The sequence below is a fragment of the Paenibacillus glucanolyticus NBRC 15330 genome (assembly GCF_004000885.1).
Classification (GTDB): Bacteria; Bacillota; Bacilli; order Paenibacillales; family Paenibacillaceae; genus Paenibacillus_AQ; species Paenibacillus_AQ glucanolyticus.
In genome coordinates this window covers 758,423-776,197 of the sequence record NZ_BIMC01000001.1, presented here as the reverse complement: position 1 = coordinate 776,197, position 17,775 = coordinate 758,423, and the positions used below count along the sequence as shown (strand labels likewise).

The following is a 17,775-nucleotide window of genomic DNA, read 5'->3' as shown; positions in this document are numbered from 1 at the left end:
CACAGTCGCCCCTCTTTCGCAGGTAATAATTGGACGGTTCCCGCGAAAGAGGGGCTTTTTATATTCTTTTCCTTGAAACTGCTTTCGGACTTGCAATTCGATAGGAGTTTATTCGACTTGGCCTGTATGAGTAATGAGGATGTCCTTTTGTCACTGCAAGCATAAAAGAGTCCCGTCATTTGCCATACTAAACGTTAGCTGTGTGATTGCTGCTGCAGCTAGACATTAAGATAAAGGCAGGGATGCACGATGGACAAGGATCAATGGACCACGGGCAAGAGAAGAACAGGTTTAACCGGTGAGACAGAAGCTCCTCCGACCATTCCCACGGAGGATGGCAAGAAGGCGGCTGTTACGGAAGCCATACAGCAGCTGGGGCAGACAGGACTTCCGAATGGTGGGGAATCCAACGTATTTTGCATGACCATTATTGGTCAAATCGAGGGCCATCTCGTGCTTCCCCCACAGAACAAGACAACGAAATACGAGCATATGATTCCACAGCTTGTCGCCGCTGAGCAAAATCCCCGGATCGAAGGACTCTTGATCATCCTAAATACAGTAGGAGGAGATGTTGAAGCAGGTCTTGCCATTGCAGAGATGATTGCTTCGCTAAGCAAGCCGACGGTAACGGTGGTTATAGGGGGAGGACACAGTATCGGCGTACCGATTGCCGTAGCAGCGGACCATTCCATTATTGCGGAGAGTGCAACCATGACCATTCACCCGATTCGCATGAGTGGGCTGGTCATTGGTGTCCCGCAAACTTTTGAATACATGGAAAAGATGCAGGAACGCGTTGTGCGCTTCGTGACGAGCCATTCCGGCATCACGGAGGAGCGGTTTAAGAATCTCATGTTTGCAACAGGTGAGCTGAACCGGGATATCGGAACCGCAGTGTCGGGAGTTGATGCGGTCAAATACGGGTTAATGGACGAAGTAGGCGGGATCGGACAGGCATTGAGTCGTTTAAACAGCATGATCGCAGAGCGTAAACCGATCAGTCCCGGGGGGATTACGCAATGATATGGTACAGTGTAATGCCGTTCGACCCGATCGGAATGTTCCAAGAGGATCAGACTGCTGTCACATCCAGGGAGATCCGTGTTGAGGGAATACTGATGGAAGTTGAACCTCTGGCGGAGGATCAAGCGAAGATTGTCCGTTTACTGGAATGCGGACTTCAGGATTATCTGAACCCTCGCTACACTCCGGGGTCTATCATTCGCTATATTCCGACGGTAAAAAATGAGGCAAAAGGCTAAAAACAGAACATAGGTACGCCACCGAATATTATGCTATAATATGGATTCGGGGGTGACACTTTTGGCAAAACGGAAAAGGAAGAAGAAGGCAGCCTTTGCAGCAGTATTGAAATATGAAATATATGGAATTGTATTGATGACACTCTCGGTCATCGCTTTATCCGGAGAAGCACCGGTCGGGCGCTCCCTATCCAAGATGTCGGGATATTTGCTGGGCAAGTACTACTTTATCATCCCCTTGATCGGCATTTATTACGGGTTAATGGTAATGATTCACCGGAAATGGCCCAAGCGGTGGAACAGCAGACGTACCGGTGTCCTTCTTCTGATATTGTCGCTCACTTTAATGAGCAGCATCGCAGGCTTGGAGTCCAAGTTGGCCCCAATCGGACAATTGAATGCATCGAATGCGATGAGCCAGATACATAGTGATTTGCAAGGCGAACTGCTTGATGGCGGGGTCGATGATGGACATCATCCCGTGATGGGCAGAGATATCAGCGGGGGCTACGTTGGAGCCCTGCAGTTTGCTTTTTTGTTGATGCTGTTTGGCAGCATAGGGGCAAGACTTATTATGATTGTCATGTTATTTATCAGCTTCATGCTGATAACGAATTTGTCCTATGTTGATCTGATGCGCATGTTCCGTGTGAGGGTAGTGAAAGCTGGAGAACGGATTCAGAAGAAAGTGAACAGCCAGCAGACGAAATCGAGAGCAGCAGCGAAATCAAATGCCAAGGAACAACGGATGCAGCTTCCGGAAGATCTGGATGATGATGATCTGGATGATATGGAGAGCATGAGGCTGCCGCGCCGCAAAGCGCCGCAGTTCTTCCAGCTGTTTAGTTCCAAAGGCAACAAGCGGAATGAAGTACCGGAAGAGGCAGTGGAAGCTGTTGATGACAGTGCGCCGGTATTTACAGTGGGGAATGGGCACGGTACTAACGAGAAAGGCGAGGTTGTCCTGTTTAACAGTTCGGATCAGCCTGAAGGAGTTATGGATGCTGCGACTCCTCCTGTCGATTCGGTTCCGTCATCTCCGATTATTCGTGATTTCTTCGAGCAGGTGAAACAAGAAGAACGATTGGATGACGAGTACGATGATCAGGAAGCCGTGATGCCTCCTCTGGCTCAGGATGAGCCGGGAGGGAAAGCGGCCGGTCCCAACTCGATTGATGCCAATGAGCTGCCGGGCGGCGGTGATCTGGATGCAACAGCTGTTGCGGGGGATGGCGTCCAAGCTGGTAAGGCACCGTCAGCACCTCCTGCACCACCACCCAAGCCGTACAAGCTGCCGCCATTCCGCCTGCTATCCAAACCGAACAATGGCGGTAAGGGTGGCGACCAGAATGATTATATGCAAACGGCTCGCAAGCTGGAGGCAACCTTGGAAAGCTTCGGCGTACGGGCTAAGGTGTTGGAGGTTGTAAGAGGACCCTCTGTCACCCGTTACGAAATTCAGCCTGACATCGGGGTCAAGGTAAGCCGCATCGTAAATCTGACCGATGATATTGCATTGGCGCTTGCAGCCAAGGATATCCGCATGGAGGCACCGATTCCAGGCAAATCGGCCATCGGCATTGAGGTGCCGAACAATGAAGTCTCTCTCGTTACGATGAGGGAGGTTATGGAGACACCGACCTTCCAAGAAGCGGAATCGAAGCTGTCGATCGCGTTCGGTCGCGATATATCCGGTCAGACGATTGTTGGGAATCTGGCGCGAATGCCCCATCTTCTGGTAGCAGGTGCAACCGGCTCAGGGAAGTCGGTATGTATCAACGGCATTATTACCAGCATTCTGTATAAAGCGAAGCCGGATGAGGTTAAATTCCTGATGGTCGATCCGAAAATGGTTGAGCTTAACGTTTACAACGGGATTCCGCATTTGATGGCACCGGTCGTAACCGATCCGAAGCGGGCTTCGCTGGCGCTTAAGAAAATCGTTGTTGAGATGGAGAAGCGTTACGAGTTATTCTCAAAGTCCGGAACACGGAATATTGAGGGTTACAATAATCTGATGAAGGATAATTTGCCCGCGGTACTGCCCTACATCGTCGTGATTGTGGACGAGTTGGCCGATCTGATGATGGTTGCCGCAAACGACGTAGAAGACGCGATTACCCGTCTTGCCCAGATGGCACGTGCTGCCGGAATTCATCTGATTATCGCCACCCAGCGTCCATCGGTGGACGTGATTACCGGGGTCATTAAAGCGAATATTCCGTCCCGTATTGCCTTTGGAGTATCTTCTCAAGTCGATTCCCGGACCATTCTGGATATGGCGGGGGCTGAGAAGCTGCTTGGCCGCGGGGATATGCTGTTTATGCCGATGGGCTCTTCCAAGCCAATTCGGGTGCAGGGTGCTTTTATGACTGATCAGGAAGTAGAGAACATTGTGGATTTTGTCCGTGATCAAGCACAGGCAGAGTATGACGAATCGTTGGTTCCTGAAATTGATGAATCTTCGAATTCCGATGATGAAGAATTGGATGAGCTGTATGAGCAGGCGGTGACGATTGTGCTGGAAGCGAAACAGGCATCGGTATCGCTGCTTCAACGGAGAATGCGAGTGGGCTACACCCGTGCAGCCCGTCTCATTGACTCGATGGAAGCTCGAGGCGTGATCGGTCCTTATGAGGGCAGCAAGCCACGGGAAGTACTCATGTCGATGGAGCAGTACCAACAGCAGCAGAATCGTATCAGTTGAGCTGAATGAATTCATCACGCTAGAATAAAAGGAAACGAGTCGAACCAAGAGGTGCTTGGTCTGGCTCGTTTCCTTTTTGGATTTTTCAAGAGATGCTGTTGAATTTACGGTATTTGCTTGCGGTCATTTTCATAATTTTCTTAAAGGTCCGATCAAAATGGGTTAAACTCTCAAATCCAATCGCTTCAGCGATATCCACGATCTTCAGATCCGTATCCGTCAGAAGTCGCTGCGCTTCGCGAATGCGGGTGAGATTCAGGTAGTTGATGATGGTAAAACCCGTGATTTCTTTGAATATCCGGGACAGATAGAACGGACTGATGAAGAAGGTCTCGGATAATTGCTGCAGCGTTATTTTTTCAGCATGATGGGCGTGGATATGTTTTACCACGTCGGTGATTTTCTGATGGAGCGGGTTCATGGAGGCGGGTGCAGGCAAGGAAGCTGATCGGATTAGCCGATGGGTCTTGATCAATAATTCCATGAGCAATACACGAAGCATGTACTCATAGGAATCCGAGCGTTCTGTAATTTCATCAGCCATTTTGTTCAAAATTTGCAGAACGGTGTCCTGCTCTGGAATGGTTAACCGCAGCAAAGGTGTATCCTGGCTGAACATGCCAAGCAATCCGGATGCCAGCAACGGATGGCCTTTTCCCAGAAAAGAATCGCTAAAATTAATGACGATACGTTCATGCTCCGGGTCTCCTTGCCCGGAGGTTTTATGTACGTCAAATTTGTTGATGAGAATTAAATCGCCGGCTCGAATGGAGTACAGCTTTTCTTTTATAAAATAATGGCGTTCGCCTGATACCAAATAGTAAATTTCGTAGGTTCCATGGTAATGGTTATTTCGTTCAAAGGGTTTGGTGCGATGAATGCGGTGGTAGTAAAATTCCCCTTCTTCTTCTCCGTAGGCGACGGTACGGGTATCACTGGACATCATCATTTGCCCCCGCTTCGTTCATATCATATAGGATGAAACAATCCTCGAATGGATCAGCTTATATTGTATCAACTTCTCCTTCAGAAAACAAAGCAAGATATGTTGAATTATCTGTTAACAGCGCAATAAAAGTGAAGAAATCCAACTGATGATGCCGTAACATAGTAGATGAATATACAGAAATGGACGGTGAGATCATGAGAGCTTTTATGGATGAACACTTTTTGCTTCATAACGAGACGGCTCGTGCTTTATATCACGACTATGCAAAAGACATGCCAATCATTGACTATCACTGTCATTTGAGTCCACAAATGATATACGACAATCATCGGTTTGAGAACTTGACTGAAGCCTGGATTAACGGAGATCACTATAAATGGCGGGCTATGCGTGCCGGTGGGGTGGAAGAGGCTTACATTACGGGAGCCCAGGGTGTTAAAGACTATGACCGCTTCTTGGCTTGGTCGCGCACGGTTCCGATGACAATTGGCAATCCGTTATACCATTGGTCTCACCTGGAGCTTCAAAGATTGTTCGGCATCCATGACATGATTAATGAAACGAATGCACCACGCATCTGGGAGGCGGCGAATAAGCGTTTGCTGGAGCCTGATTTTACAACCCGGGGATTGATAACGGGTAGCCAGGTTAAGGTCGTTTGTACCACCGATGATCCGGTCGATACGCTGGAATATCATATCAAGCTGGCAGAGGAAGAGAATACGGGATTTCAAATGCTGCCATCCTTCCGGCCGGATAAGGGACTGGAGATCAATCGAGAGACGTTTGTGCCTTGGGTGAGATTATTGGCCGAGCGAAGCGGGATGGAGATTGAAGATTATTCGGCATTCCTGGCTGCGCTTGAGCAGCGTGCAGAATTCTTCCATTCGGTTGGCGGACGGGTATCCGATCACGCGCTGGATTATGTGCCTTATCATGAGGTTACGGAATCCGATGCATCCGAAATATTCCTGAAAGCGCTTAAGGGAGACGGTGTCTCTCGTGCAGAAGAAGAACAATTCAAGACGTACACGCTGCTGCATCTGGGACGCATCTATTCCAGACTGGGCTGGGTAATGCAATTTCACATCAATGCCCATCGCAATAACAATACCCGGATGTTCCGTGAGTTGGGTCCGGATACCGGATATGATTCGATTCATGACAGTCTTATTGCTGTACCTCTCGTGAAGCTGCTGGATCGGCTTGACCAGGAGCGGTCGCTTCCCCGAACGATTCTGTATTCGCTCAATCCGCGAGATAACGACATTCTTGCCGCTCTGATCGGCAGCTTTCAAGGTGACGGTATCCCTGGAAAAATCCAGTTTGGTTCGGCATGGTGGTTCAATGATACCAAAGACGGCATGATGGATCAGATGAGCAAACTCGCCAATATGGGCCTGTTAAGTCGATTTGTCGGCATGTTGACCGATTCCCGAAGCTTCCTGTCCTACACCCGTCATGAGTATTTCCGGCGGATTCTCTGTAATCTTCTTGGCGATTGGGTTACGCGGGGCGAAGCACCGCAGGATATTCCTTGGCTCGGAAGCATTGTTCAGGATATTTGCTATAACAACGCAGAGAGTTATTTCCGATTTGAGCAGCCGGGAGGGGGCTAGAGCGATGGAAACAAAAACAGGAGAAAACCGTTCTTGGAAACGGATTGGACGGGATTCCTTCAAACATCAAGAAAGGGTACATCAAGATATGGCGATGATGAACTATCCTGTGAAAGTGCTTCAGATCGGGGAAGGCAACTTTCTGCGCGGTTTTTTCGACTGGATGATATATGAGTGCAATCGCCAGGGCTTGTTCCAGGGGAGTATTGCCGTGAGTCAGCCAAGACCGGGAGGGCGGCACAAGCTGGAGCAGCTTCGTGAACAGGAAGGCATCTACGGATTGCTGACCCGAGGTTTGCAGAATGGCCGGAAGATCGAGAAGGAACAATGGATTCCGGTATTCTCGGAACTGATTGACCCCTATACCGAATGGGCGGATTTTCTGAAAATAGCGGAGCTGGATTCCCTGGATATCGTAGTCTCCAACACAACGGAAGCAGGTCTCGACTACCAGCAGAGTGACTGGAATCCGTTCGAACCTGTCATGTCCTATCCCGGTAAGTTGACTATGCTGTTATATCGCCGCTATGCGCATTTTGACGGCTCGCCGGACAAGGGATTGATGTTGCTGCCTTGTGAGCTTCTGGAGCGCAACGGGGACATATTGAAGTCCATTGTCCTCCGACATGCGCAGGACTGGGGGCTGCCGTCGGCTTTTCGCAGCTGGGTCGTGGAGCATAATGTGTTCCTGAACTCGCTTGTGGATCGTATCGTAACCGGATATCCGGCCGAGGCACAGACGTATTTTGACAAATGGGGCTGCGAGGATCGATTGCTGAACACGGCAGAGCCCTATTACTTCTGGGCCATCGAGGGGGATCCGGCATTGGAGTCCAGGCTGCCATTGCAGAAGGCGGGACTTCAGGTAAGCTGGGTCCCCGATCTGACCCCGTATCAGGTAAGAAAAGTACGGATTCTGAATGGTACGCATACCTTGATGGCTTCAATAGGTCTGCTGCAGGGCTTTCATGAAGTCAGGGAGATGGCAGAGAGCAAGGAATGGGGAGAGCGAATCCACAGCGCCATGCTGCAGGAGATCGTCCCCCTGGTGCCTCTCCCGCTAGAGGAAGTCGGTGCGTATGCGGAAACGGTGTGGGAGCGATTCCGCAATCCTTATATTCAGCACAAGCTCCAGGATATTGCCATGAACAGTATTTCCAAGTTTAAGGTAAGACTTCTACCGAGTTTAATGGGATACGTTCGCACGTACAACCAACTGCCCGAAGTCATGACAGTGGGATTGGCTTCCTTAATCATGCTGTATGATGCTGAGAAAATAAACGGTCAGTGGTATGGAAAGCGACTTCACGGCGAGCAGGTTGTGTTAAGAGATGATCCTGCCAGCCTTGAGCTGTTCCACCAGGCATGGCGTAAGGTGGATGGCAAGGAATGGACGATACCTGACCTTGTAACCTCCATACTTGGTAACACGGCATTATGGGAAGCTGACTTGAACGAGGTGCCAAATCTTCATGAATCAGTGAGCAGATATATAGAGGAAATGGAGTTGAAAGTGACATGAGCGATATCGTTATACTTCACACCAAGGATGATGTCGGTATCGCGCTTCGTCCTCTGACGGCTGGGGAACATGCTATCGGCCTGCTGAACGGGAAGGAACACGCAATTGAGTTGACTGAGGATGTGCCCAAAGGCCATAAGGTTGCTCTTCGCATGATTGAGCCGGGCAGCCATGTATACAAATTCGGGTATTCGATCGGGGTTGCCAAGAAAGTTATTTTGCCGGGGACATGGATTCATACCCACAACTTAAAGACGGGTCTTGCCGGTGAAGTCCAGTATGAATATAAACCCAACGCTAAATCTTCGGCGGAAGTTTCTTCCGCCGTGCTTGATTCACCAACATTTCAAGGTTATATCAGAGCAAATGGCGAGGTTGGGATTCGTAACGAAATCTGGATTATCAATACCGTCGGTTGCATTAACAAAACCTGCGAGCTGTTGGCGCGTCTGGCAGATCAGCAGTTTCAAGGAAGAGGCATTGATGGGGTGTACCACTTCCCGCACCCTTACGGCTGCTCGCAGCTGGGAGACGACTTGAACCACACTCAGCGCCTGCTCTCATCGCTGGCACAGCATGGCAATGCGGCAGGCGTGCTTGTTATAGGACTTGGCTGCGAGAACAATCAGATCGATCAGATGCAGGCCATGATTGGGGATAAGAATAGGGATCGCATTAAATATATGCGGGCTCAGGATATGGAGGACGAATTGGAGGAAGGCCTTTCCCTCATATCGGAGCTTGTGGATTATGCCGAAGGCTTCAAGCGGACGGAAGTTCCGCTATCCAAGCTGAAAGTCGGACTGAAATGCGGGGGATCGGACGGTCTTTCGGGTATCACCGCCAATCCGCTCGCAGGACGCATCGCGGACACCATTACGGACCATGGCGGAACCGCGCTGCTTACGGAGGTGCCGGAAATGTTCGGGGCGGAAACAATCCTGATGGAACGGGCGGCCAACGAACAGGTATTTCACGAAATGACGAAACTTATTAACAATTTCAAGCAATATTTTGTATCGCATGGACAGGAAATCTATGAAAATCCTTCACCCGGGAATAAAGAAGGGGGCATCACGACCCTGGAAGAGAAATCTCTCGGTTGTACGCAAAAAGGCGGAACGGCTATAGTATCCGATGTGCTTCACTATGGTGTCAGGTCAAGCAAGCCGGGTTTGAACCTGATTGAAGCACCCGGCAATGACCTCGTTTCGGTTACGGCGCTTGCAGCGGCCGGTGCTCATCTTGTGCTGTTTACGACGGGCAGGGGCACACCGTTTGGCGGTCCTGTCCCAACGGTAAAAATCGCCACCAATTCCGAGCTAGCTGCCCGTAAAAAGCATTGGATCGATTTTAACGCAGGAGCTTTGCTGGAAGGGAAAAGCATGGATGAGCTTCATGGCGAATTAATGAACGAGTTGATTCAATTGGCATCGGGCGCTGAACAGACGCGAAACGAACGCAACGGCTTTCGGGAGATTTCAATTTTTAAGGATGGCGTTATTTTGTAACCCTAGCGTTTGATTATGTATAGCAAAAAAAGGAGGAGCACGTATGTCAAATCCCGTACAGCATCAGGCTCAGTCCAGCTTGTCTCCGCTGGAACTCGGCATCAGGGCTTGCCAATCCATCATGGAAACGTATTCGCCGGAGATGCTTCCCCCTGCAGGGCGGTGGCATTATCATCAAGGTGTGTTTCTGGTTGGAATGTCGCAATTATGGAAGCTTAGCTGCGAGCAGAAGTATCTGAAATATATCAAAGGATATGTAGATCATCTGGTTGATGCGAGCGGCAATCTGCTGCTGGAGCGGGGGGAGCTCGATTCCGTTCAAGCGGGATTGCTTCTGATGGAGCTTGACTCGGTATTCCCAGAGACTCGCTATAGGGCAGCAGCCGATAAGCTGCTGCGTCTGCTGTCTACACTGAATCGGACCACGGAGGGCGGATATTGGCATAAGGATCGTTATGCCTATCAGATGTGGTTGGACGGGTTGTATATGGGCGGGGTATTCACCATGAAATACGCGGAGCAGTATAAAGTGCCGCCATTATTTGACGATGTGCTGTTTCAGGAGCGGTTGATGCGTTCCCATACAAAGGATGAGATAACGGGATTATACTATCATGCTTGGGATGAGAGCCGAACGATGCCATGGGCAGATCCGGTTAGCGGACAGTCACCGGAAATTTGGGGACGCGCTCTGGGATGGTATGCGCTATCCCTTGTGGAGTTCCTCGATTTATTGCCTGAGGACCACTCAGGGCGTGAGGACCTGGGACCAGTACTTCGCGATTTGTGTGCAGCGCTTGTGCGCTATCAGGATCCGGTAACGGGATTATGGCATCAAGTGCTGGATAAAGGGAATGAGCCGGATAATTGGCTGGAAACTTCCTGCTCCAGTTTGTTCATTTATACATTAGCCAAGGGAGTACGTCTCGGTTATCTCGACCCCTCCATGCTGTCGCATGCACGCCAAGGTTATAACGGCCTCGTTCATTCCGTATATTACAATGAGCTGGGGCATCTGGTTATGCCCAGGATCTGCATAGGCACCGGGGTTGGAGATTACCGGCATTATGTGGAGAGGCAGCAATGCGAGAATGATCTTCACGGCGTGGGTGCGCTTGTCATGGCGTGTGTAGAACTTAGCAGAAGCCAGGGGTAGTTATCGCTGAATCATATTCTATCGCCAAGAGCCGTTCCGACTTAGGAATGGCTCTATTTGTGTTGAAATGAGACGCTGCCTTCGGTTGGCATTGGGGAATAGGTGCATAGGAAACTGGCAGGCTTGTCATAATAACGTTAGCGAGGCTTGTTAAACCACAAGAGAAAGGTAGAGCACAGCATGAAAAACTCAAGAATCTGGATTCTGATAAGCATTGCGATTCTGTTATCTGCGGCAGTCTTCGCACAGGGAAGGCTAAAAGCTGATGACAACACGAATCTTCAGGAAGCTTTACCAACCTTCAGTCAGCAGACCATTAAATTCGGCTCGACTGGCGAAGATGTGTATGAGCTGCAAGGGCGTCTTAAGTACCTGGGCTTTTATCACGGGAAGATTGACAGTGTATTTGGTTCCAAGACTCAAGGGGCCGTCAAATGGTTCCAATCGGAGTTCGGTATGAAGGTGGATGGCGTTGTCGGTCCGAAGGTCAAGCTTAAACTGTACAATGCAACCAAGGATTTCCGTCCAACCGCTCCCAAGCTTCACGAAGGCGGAGCAGCTGCTGGTGCAGGCGGCAACGGCGGTTCAGCGAACAACGGGGGCACCAATAACAACCTAGCCTCTTCGAATACAATGGGGCTTTCCGAGAATGATTTGAGAATTATGGCGAATGCCGTATATGGCGAAGCTCGCGGAGAGCCGTTTGAAGGTCAGGTTGCGGTAGCGGCTGTCATTATCAACCGGGTGAAATCGCCAAGTTTTCCAAACTCCCCTCATGGGGTTATATTTGAACCGAGAGCATTTACCGCGGTGGCTGACGGTCAAATATGGCTTGAGCCGAACGAGCAAGCTCGAAAAGCTGTAGAGCAGGCACTGAACGGCTGGGATCCGACAGGGGGCTGTCTCTACTACTTCAACCCGAAAACAGCTACCTCGGAATGGATCTGGACGCGTCCTCAAGTCAAAACCATTGGCCAGCATATCTTCTGTATGTAAGCCGTTAATTAGAGCAACCGGGGCCTGTCTTCGGTTGCTTCTTCACTTTGCGATGGGTTAGAATGAAAGTTAATTATGAAGTAAATTATGGCAACGACAATCCATGATGTAAGGGGATATGGACCTTGACGAAAACGGAATTTGAACACGGAACAGCCGGAGGGATACGGATTCACGTTCTCCCGACGAACCGATTCAAGACATTTGCGATATCGCTTTACGCCGGAAGTCCGTTAGCAGAAGATACGGTGACATCCACGGCGCTCACTCCTTTTGTACTGCGAAGAGGAACGGTTTCCTACCCGGAAACAAGGGCTTTCCGCGAGCAGCTGGAGCAGCTGTACGGCGCCGGATTTGGTTTTGATGTATATAAGCGGGGCGATTATCAAATCGTGCACTTCCGTATGGATACGATTAATGATTCTTTTGTAAAAAGTCCCGAGAGTCTGCTGCGCTCCTCATTTGCCTTCCTGGGAGAAGCCTTTACCGAGCCCGTGCTGGAGAACGGCGTATTTCGCAAATCCTATGTACAAACCGAGCGTGACACGGTTCGCAAAAAGCTGGAATCTATCGTTAATGATAAAATTCGTTATGCTGCGGAGCGCTGTATTGAGGTGATGTGCAAGAATGAGCCGTATCGGCTGCATCCGCTGGGCGAACGGAAGGATCTGGACGGAATAACCCCGGAAGGACTGTATGAGTCCTATCAGAATTGGCTCAATGAATCCGTTCTGGATCTGTATGTGGTCGGAGATACGAGTCTTGATGAGGTCAAAAAGCTCGTAGAAGAGCATTTTAAACTCAACCGCACGGGAAGCAAGGACTATGTTCCTTCTTCCACGCGGACCGCCGCGAGCGGGACGCAGACGGTTGTAGAGAAGCTTGAGATAAATCAGGGCAAACTCAATATGGGGCTTAGAAGCACCATTACTTACGGAGATGACGAGTACGCAGCCGCGCTGTTGTATAACGGAATCTTGGGCGGATACCCGCATTCGAAGCTGTTTGTCAACGTGAGGGAGAAGGAGAGCCTGGCCTATTATGCCTCTTCCCGCTATGACGGTCATAAAGGGATTGCTACCATTCAGTCCGGGATCGAGGTTCAGAATTTCGAGAAGGCTGTAGAGATTATTCGCAAGCAGCTCGATGACATGGCCAAGGGTGCCATCACCGATATCGAGATGTCGCAGACCAAGGCGATGATTCGGAATGTCATTAAAGAAATGCAGGATTCGGCCTTTGAGATGATCGCCTATGATTTCAACCGCACGCTGTCGGGCCGTGAACGTACGCCGGATGAGCTGCTGAATCAGGTGGAGGGCATTTCAGTGGAAGATGTGAAGCAGGCAGCTTCGGCATTTTCCCTGGATACGATCTATTTCCTGAAAGGCCAAAAGGAGGAGTAGCCGGTGGAGAGCATTCATTATGACAACCTGCAGGAGACGCTGTATTACGAAGTGATGGATAATGGTCTGCATGTGTATGTGCTGCCTAAACCCGGCTTTCAGAAGACCTATGCGACTTTTGCAACCAAATACGGTTCCGTGGATAACCATTTCAAGGTCGAAGGCGAGTCTGAGACGCAGGTGCCGGACGGCATAGCGCATTTCCTTGAGCACAAAATGTTCGAGGAGCCGGAGGGTGATATTTTTGCCAAGTTTGCGTCCAACGGCGCTTCCGCGAACGCTTTCACAAGTTTTGACCAGACGGTATATCTCTTCTCTGCAACGGAGAACATCCATGAAAATTTGGAGACCTTGATCGATTTCGTTCAGAATCCTTATTTTACGGATCAGAACGTGGAGAAGGAAAAAGGCATCATCGGGCAGGAAATCAACATGTACCAGGACAATCCCGATTGGCGTGTGTATTTCGGCTTAATTGAAGCGATGTACAAGGTGCATCCGGTGCACATTGATATCGCCGGTACGGTGGAATCCATCGGAACGATTACGAAGGAAGACCTGTATACGTGCTACAATGCTTTCTATCACCCGAGCAACATGCTGTTGTTTGTGGTTGGGGGCGTGGATCCTGAGGAAACGATGAACCTTGTCCGATCGAATCAGGCGGGAAAATCGTATGACAAGCAAGGCTCCATTGAGCGTATTTTTGATCCGGAGCCGCAGGGTGTCGAAGAGAAGCGCAGAGAGAGCCGCCTGGCCGTATCACTGCCGAAATGCCTGTTTGGCTTTAAGGAGAAGCAGGTCGGATTACCAGCTGAAGAGCAGCTGCACCGCGATTTGACCACGAAGCTGATGATGGATCTCTTGTTTGGCTCCAGCACCGAGTTGTATCAGAAGCTGTATGATGAGGATTTGATTTCGGACAGTTTTGGCCATGAATACAACAGTGCGCCGCAATATGCATTCTCTGCAGTTGGCGGTGATACCAAGGATCCGGATCAGCTGCTCGCGCGCATTCGCACAGAGGTGGATAAACTGAAAGCAAGCGGATTCCAGAAATCGGATTTTGAACGGGCCCGCAAAAAGAAAATGGGCGGTTATTTACGGATGCTCAATTCCCCGGAGAACATCGCCCATGAATTTACACGCTATCAGTTCCGTGGAGCGGATCTCTTCAAGGTTCTGCCGGTTTATGAGTCCATTACGGTAGACGATGTTAACCGTCGGCTGCAAGAGCATGTCGACTGGGATCAACTGGCTGTATCCATTGTCGTGAGTCCGTAATGAAGCAAGACATGGGAAGAGAATTGAAGCCGATCGGGGAAATGACGGTACTGATTACGGGGGCGAGCAGAGGCATTGGGGCAGCCGTTGCGGAGCGCTTTGCCTCGGTTCGCATGAACGTGGTTATTCACTACATGAATTCGCATGAGGCGGCGAATGAAGTGGCCCGCCGCTGTATGTCTTACGGAGCGAAGGTGTTGACCGTATCGGCCGATCTTCGGGACAAAGAGCAAATACTCCGGATGAAGGAGAAACTTCAGAGTCATAACATGGAGCCGGATATCCTGGTCAATAATGCCGGTGTATCCCATTACGGGCTGCTGTCTGACGCCACGGAAGAACAGTGGGACACCTTGATGTCGATTAACCTGAGGGGGATGTTTCTGTGCTCTCAGGCGTTCATGGGACGCATGATTTCCCAGCGGTTCGGCAGGATCATTAATGTATCCTCGATCTGGGGGCTGTCGGGTGCATCTTGCGAGGTGTTGTATTCCACAAGCAAAGGCGGCGTAAATGCCTTCACGAAGGCGCTGGCGAAGGAGCTTGCTCCTTCCGGCGTTACGGTGAATGCCGTTGCGCCCGGTGCGGTGGATACATCGATGCTGGGACATCTGGATTCGGATGAAATCCGCATGCTGGAAGAGGAGATTCCAATCGGCAGGCTGGCACAGCCTGATGAGATTTCCTCGTTGGTATATTTTTTGGCGCTGCCTGAGTCGGGATACATCACCGGCCAAGTGATTAGTCCGAACGGCGGCTGGGTGACTTGATATTCGTTCGTGGTGCAATTCACCACTCATAAGGTTCTGGTTACGGGGACATATTACTATTGTTACTTTAAATCTGATTGCCACCATGCAAAAGGAGGATTTAATTCATGTCATCCGTAATCAAAAACTTTGATTCCTGGAAGAAATTTCTGGGAGAGCGCGTCGTTCAAGCCGAAAAAGCAGGTATGAGCGAAGACACGATTTCTCAGCTGGCTTTTGAGATCGGCGACTTCCTGGATGAGAAGGTAGACCCGCAAAACTCATCCAACCGGGCACTGAAAGAATTGTGGGACGTAGGTAACGAGGAAGAACGCCACGTTATCGCCCGTCTGATGGTGAGATTGGCCAAGAACAACGCATAACCCACATCCAAAAAGCCCCCCGATAACGGGGGCTTTTTGTCAAGAAAAAAGAATGTAATTTTCATGTTACCGTTAATACTTGCCTTTCATTTTTATTTTATATATCATTAACGTGATCCATTTTTAATTTGACCTGTTTTTGCGTGCATTTTTAGCTGGAATTTGTCGAATATTGATGGAAAAGAAGTGCAAAGAGGTGTCTTTGTGGAATCGAATCAATGGTACATGGAATACAAGATACATAAGAACCGGCCAGGTTTGCTCGGTGATATTGCATCTGTGCTCGGTATGCTTGAAGTGAACATCCTGACAATTAACGGCGTCGAAGGCCAAACCCGAGGTATGCTCCTTGAGACGGATGATGAAGAGAAAATCATTCTGATGGGCAAAATGCTGAACAAGATGAAAAATATTACGGTAACAGCCTTGAGACCCCCTAAACTGGTCGATATTTTGGCTGTCCGACATGGACGATATATTGACCGGGACTCGGATGATCGTAAAACTTTCCGTTTTACACGCGATGAGCTCGGTTTACTTGTTGACTTTTTGGGTGAATTGTTCAAAAGGGAAGGAAATCAGGTCATCGGTCTTCGCGGGATGCCCCGCGTCGGCAAAACGGAGTCCATTATTGCAGGCAGTGTCTGTGCGATGAAACGCTGGACGTTTGTTTCCTCTACGCTGCTTCGGCAAACGATTCGCAGTCAGCTGTCCGAGGATGAGATGAATTCAAACAATATTTTTATCATTGACGGGATTGTCAGCACTATCCGTTCGAACGAGCGCCATTATCAGCTCTTACAGGATATTATGGGGATGGATAGCACGAAGGTGATTGAGCATCCGGACATTTTTGTTCGTGAATCCGAATATTCCTATGAGGATTTCGATATTATAATCGAATTGCGAAACAATCCGGATGAGGAAATCGTTTATGATACGTTCACGGGTTCTTATAGTGACGATTTATAATATTTTTTTGACCACGAAATTCTAAAGTAGGAGGTGATGGCATGTCCGAACTGGGACAGCAATTAAGGGAGGCGCGTCTACAAAAAGGAATGAGCCTTGATGACGTGCAGGAAATGACAAAAATACGCAAGCGATACTTGGAAGCCATCGAGGCAGGGGATTACAAAGTACTTCCCGGCAGTTTTTACGTGCGGGCATTCATCAAAACCTATGCAGAAGCGGTGGGGATTGACCCGGACGAACTGCTTGAAGGACATAAACAGGACGTTCCCAAATCAGAACCGGAAGCGACAATGGAGCCGGTTATTCAAAAGCGTGCCAGCAGACCTTCAGCCGAACGGAACATGAAATGGCTGCCGACGCTGCTGATGTGGACGTTTCCGATTCTGATCGTTGTTGTCATTTATTTGGTAGCGATCAATTCGAATGAGCCCAAAGATGAAAACCCGCCGGTAAGCAACAACGACCAATCTCAGACCGATCCAGGGCAGAATTCGCAAAACCCGGATACCACGACGCCAGGTGATGGAGCACAAGGCGGAGAGAACAACCCGGGCGATACGCCTGGCGAGGGTACGGACGGTGAAGGAACGGAAACGGACGGCACTGAGGGTACGGATGGTACGGATACAGATGTACCGGGGAATACAACGCCTGGGGAAACGACGGTGACGCAGGACCGGACGGAAGGCAAGAACACCGTATTCAAAGTAACAGGCTCTGCGGTTAAGGTGGACATTACGGCCACCAGTGACGGAAAGAGCTGGGTAGAGGTATACCGCGGCAACAACGCCTCCGGCGAGAAATTGGCTTTCCAGATGCTTGAGAACGGAGCTGCGCTCAGCTTCGAACTGGACAGCCAGGGGTTGTACGTGAAATCGGGCAATTCCGCTGCAACCACCATCACGGTTGGCGGTCAGCCTGTAACGGATGGAAAAACGACTTCCCGCATCGTGCTGGAGTCCGCGGATGGTTCCGCTGACACCACAGGCGGGGAATAATTCCCTTTACTCCAGGAGATCATAACAGCATGCAGCTGCATGCTGTTATTTCACTTCCTGAAAGAGGTGAGGCCATCTTGACGGTCAACTGGATTGTATTCGGATTAGGCGTTATTGTCAGCCTCTTGGGTTACTATCTAATTCCGAGTGACTGGGGATATGGCATATTAGGCTTTGGATTGGCTCATATATTACTCGGCATCCTGAGTATGTTCCGCCGTCCGGTGCGTGATGAGCAAGCTAGCAATTGACGGA

16 protein-coding genes are annotated in these 17,775 nt (G+C 49.8%); 15 read left to right on the top strand and 1 reads right to left on the bottom strand.

The annotated features are described in order from the left end of the window. Positions 1-249: 249 nt before the first annotated feature. The 3 genes from PGL02S_RS03360 to PGL02S_RS03350 are packed head-to-tail and all read left to right on the top strand — an operon-like array spanning position 250 to position 3,972. Entirely contained in the window at positions 250-1,026 is a 777-nt protein-coding gene (locus PGL02S_RS03360) for a ClpP family protease (RefSeq protein WP_006211270.1), read from the top strand. Next, positions 1,023-1,265, top strand: a complete 243-nt coding sequence (locus tag PGL02S_RS03355) for a YlzJ-like family protein (protein WP_006211269.1) — start codon at positions 1,023-1,025, stop codon at positions 1,263-1,265. Before PGL02S_RS03360 ends, PGL02S_RS03355 begins: the two co-directional genes overlap by 4 nt. 40 nt (positions 1,266-1,305) lie before the next feature. Beyond that, the gene (locus PGL02S_RS03350) at positions 1,306-3,972 is read left to right on the top strand and encodes an FtsK/SpoIIIE family DNA translocase (RefSeq protein ID WP_174806170.1); all 2,667 of its coding nucleotides are present in this window, start codon (positions 1,306-1,308) and stop codon (positions 3,970-3,972) included. Between the two features lie 85 nt (positions 3,973-4,057). Here the strand turns inward: PGL02S_RS03350 and PGL02S_RS03345 are convergent, their stop codons facing one another. Then, positions 4,058-4,915 (bottom strand): helix-turn-helix transcriptional regulator, encoded by an 858-nt coding sequence (locus tag PGL02S_RS03345; RefSeq protein WP_006211268.1) that lies wholly within the window; start codon positions 4,913-4,915, stop codon positions 4,058-4,060. A gap of 200 nt (positions 4,916-5,115) precedes the next feature. Here PGL02S_RS03345 and uxaC point away from each other — a divergent pair, with 200 nt between their 5' ends. The 12 genes from uxaC to PGL02S_RS03285 all read left to right on the top strand — a co-directional run bounded on the left by uxaC (position 5,116) and on the right by PGL02S_RS03285 (position 17,771). Next, positions 5,116-6,540 (top strand): glucuronate isomerase, encoded by a 1,425-nt coding sequence (uxaC, locus tag PGL02S_RS03340; RefSeq protein ID WP_036642455.1) that lies wholly within the window; start codon positions 5,116-5,118, stop codon positions 6,538-6,540. 4 nt (positions 6,541-6,544) lie between these two features. Then, on the top strand, positions 6,545-8,062 hold the full coding sequence (locus PGL02S_RS03335; RefSeq protein ID WP_036642108.1) for a tagaturonate reductase: 1,518 nt from the start codon (positions 6,545-6,547) through the stop codon (positions 8,060-8,062). Continuing rightward, positions 8,059-9,573 carry a UxaA family hydrolase gene (locus PGL02S_RS03330; RefSeq protein ID WP_036642110.1) on the top strand — a complete coding sequence of 505 codons (1,515 nt, stop codon included), beginning with the start codon at positions 8,059-8,061 and terminating at the stop codon, positions 9,571-9,573. The genes PGL02S_RS03335 and PGL02S_RS03330 overlap by 4 nt, the downstream gene beginning before the upstream one ends. Positions 9,574-9,616: 43 nt before the next feature. Further along, on the top strand, positions 9,617-10,729 hold the full coding sequence (locus tag PGL02S_RS03325) for a glycoside hydrolase family 88/105 protein (RefSeq protein ID WP_036642111.1): 1,113 nt from the start codon (positions 9,617-9,619) through the stop codon (positions 10,727-10,729). Between the two features lie 180 nt (positions 10,730-10,909). Beyond that, positions 10,910-11,725 (top strand): spore cortex-lytic enzyme, encoded by an 816-nt coding sequence (gene sleB / locus PGL02S_RS03320; protein ID WP_006211264.1) that lies wholly within the window; start codon positions 10,910-10,912, stop codon positions 11,723-11,725. Positions 11,726-11,850: 125 nt separating this feature from the next. Beyond that, the gene (gene yfmF, locus PGL02S_RS03315) at positions 11,851-13,131 is read left to right on the top strand and encodes an EF-P 5-aminopentanol modification-associated protein YfmF (RefSeq protein WP_036642112.1); all 1,281 of its coding nucleotides are present in this window, start codon (positions 11,851-11,853) and stop codon (positions 13,129-13,131) included. A gap of 3 nt (positions 13,132-13,134) precedes the next feature. Further along, positions 13,135-14,415, top strand: a complete 1,281-nt coding sequence (gene yfmH / locus PGL02S_RS03310) for an EF-P 5-aminopentanol modification-associated protein YfmH (RefSeq protein WP_006211262.1) — start codon at positions 13,135-13,137, stop codon at positions 14,413-14,415. Beyond that, positions 14,415-15,185, top strand: coding sequence for an elongation factor P 5-aminopentanone reductase (ymfI, locus tag PGL02S_RS03305; RefSeq protein WP_036642113.1), 771 nt, complete (start codon positions 14,415-14,417; stop codon positions 15,183-15,185). Before yfmH ends, ymfI begins: the two co-directional genes overlap by 1 nt. Before the next feature lie 107 nt (positions 15,186-15,292). Further along, positions 15,293-15,547 (top strand): DUF3243 domain-containing protein, encoded by a 255-nt coding sequence (locus PGL02S_RS03300; RefSeq protein ID WP_006211260.1) that lies wholly within the window; start codon positions 15,293-15,295, stop codon positions 15,545-15,547. A gap of 204 nt (positions 15,548-15,751) precedes the next feature. Continuing rightward, a complete protein-coding gene (locus PGL02S_RS03295) occupies positions 15,752-16,519 on the top strand; it encodes a DUF3388 domain-containing protein (RefSeq protein ID WP_006211259.1) in 768 nt (255 codons plus the stop codon). A gap of 41 nt (positions 16,520-16,560) precedes the next feature. Then, the gene (locus tag PGL02S_RS03290) at positions 16,561-17,520 is read left to right on the top strand and encodes a helix-turn-helix domain-containing protein (RefSeq protein WP_006211258.1); all 960 of its coding nucleotides are present in this window, start codon (positions 16,561-16,563) and stop codon (positions 17,518-17,520) included. 77 nt (positions 17,521-17,597) lie between these two features. Continuing rightward, complete coding sequence (locus tag PGL02S_RS03285) at positions 17,598-17,771, top strand: DUF4175 domain-containing protein (protein ID WP_138917807.1); 174 nt, start codon at positions 17,598-17,600, stop codon at positions 17,769-17,771. Positions 17,772-17,775: the final 4 nt, after the last annotated feature.

Bases quoted from the DNA above. Each gene is read 5' to 3' on its own strand.
- PGL02S_RS03325 (WP_036642111.1), top strand. From the start codon at position 9,617: ATGTCAAATCCCGTACAGCATCAGGCTCAGTCCAGCTTGTCTCCGCTG.
- PGL02S_RS03335 (WP_036642108.1), top strand. From the start codon at position 6,545: ATGGAAACAAAAACAGGAGAAAACCGTTCTTGGAAACGGATTGGACGG.
- PGL02S_RS03290 (WP_006211258.1), top strand. From the start codon at position 16,561: ATGTCCGAACTGGGACAGCAATTAAGGGAGGCGCGTCTACAAAAAGGA.
- PGL02S_RS03330 (WP_036642110.1), top strand. From the start codon at position 8,059: ATGAGCGATATCGTTATACTTCACACCAAGGATGATGTCGGTATCGCG.
- PGL02S_RS03300 (WP_006211260.1), top strand. From the start codon at position 15,293: ATGTCATCCGTAATCAAAAACTTTGATTCCTGGAAGAAATTTCTGGGA.
- PGL02S_RS03360 (WP_006211270.1), top strand. From the start codon at position 250: ATGGACAAGGATCAATGGACCACGGGCAAGAGAAGAACAGGTTTAACC.
- PGL02S_RS03355 (WP_006211269.1), top strand. From the start codon at position 1,023: ATGATATGGTACAGTGTAATGCCGTTCGACCCGATCGGAATGTTCCAA.
- sleB (WP_006211264.1), top strand. From the start codon at position 10,910: ATGAAAAACTCAAGAATCTGGATTCTGATAAGCATTGCGATTCTGTTA.
- PGL02S_RS03350 (WP_174806170.1), top strand. From the start codon at position 1,306: ATGGATTCGGGGGTGACACTTTTGGCAAAACGGAAAAGGAAGAAGAAG.
- uxaC (WP_036642455.1), top strand. From the start codon at position 5,116: ATGAGAGCTTTTATGGATGAACACTTTTTGCTTCATAACGAGACGGCT.
- ymfI (WP_036642113.1), top strand. From the start codon at position 14,415: ATGAAGCAAGACATGGGAAGAGAATTGAAGCCGATCGGGGAAATGACG.
- PGL02S_RS03345 (WP_006211268.1), bottom strand. From the start codon at position 4,915: ATGTCCAGTGATACCCGTACCGTCGCCTACGGAGAAGAAGAAGGGGAA.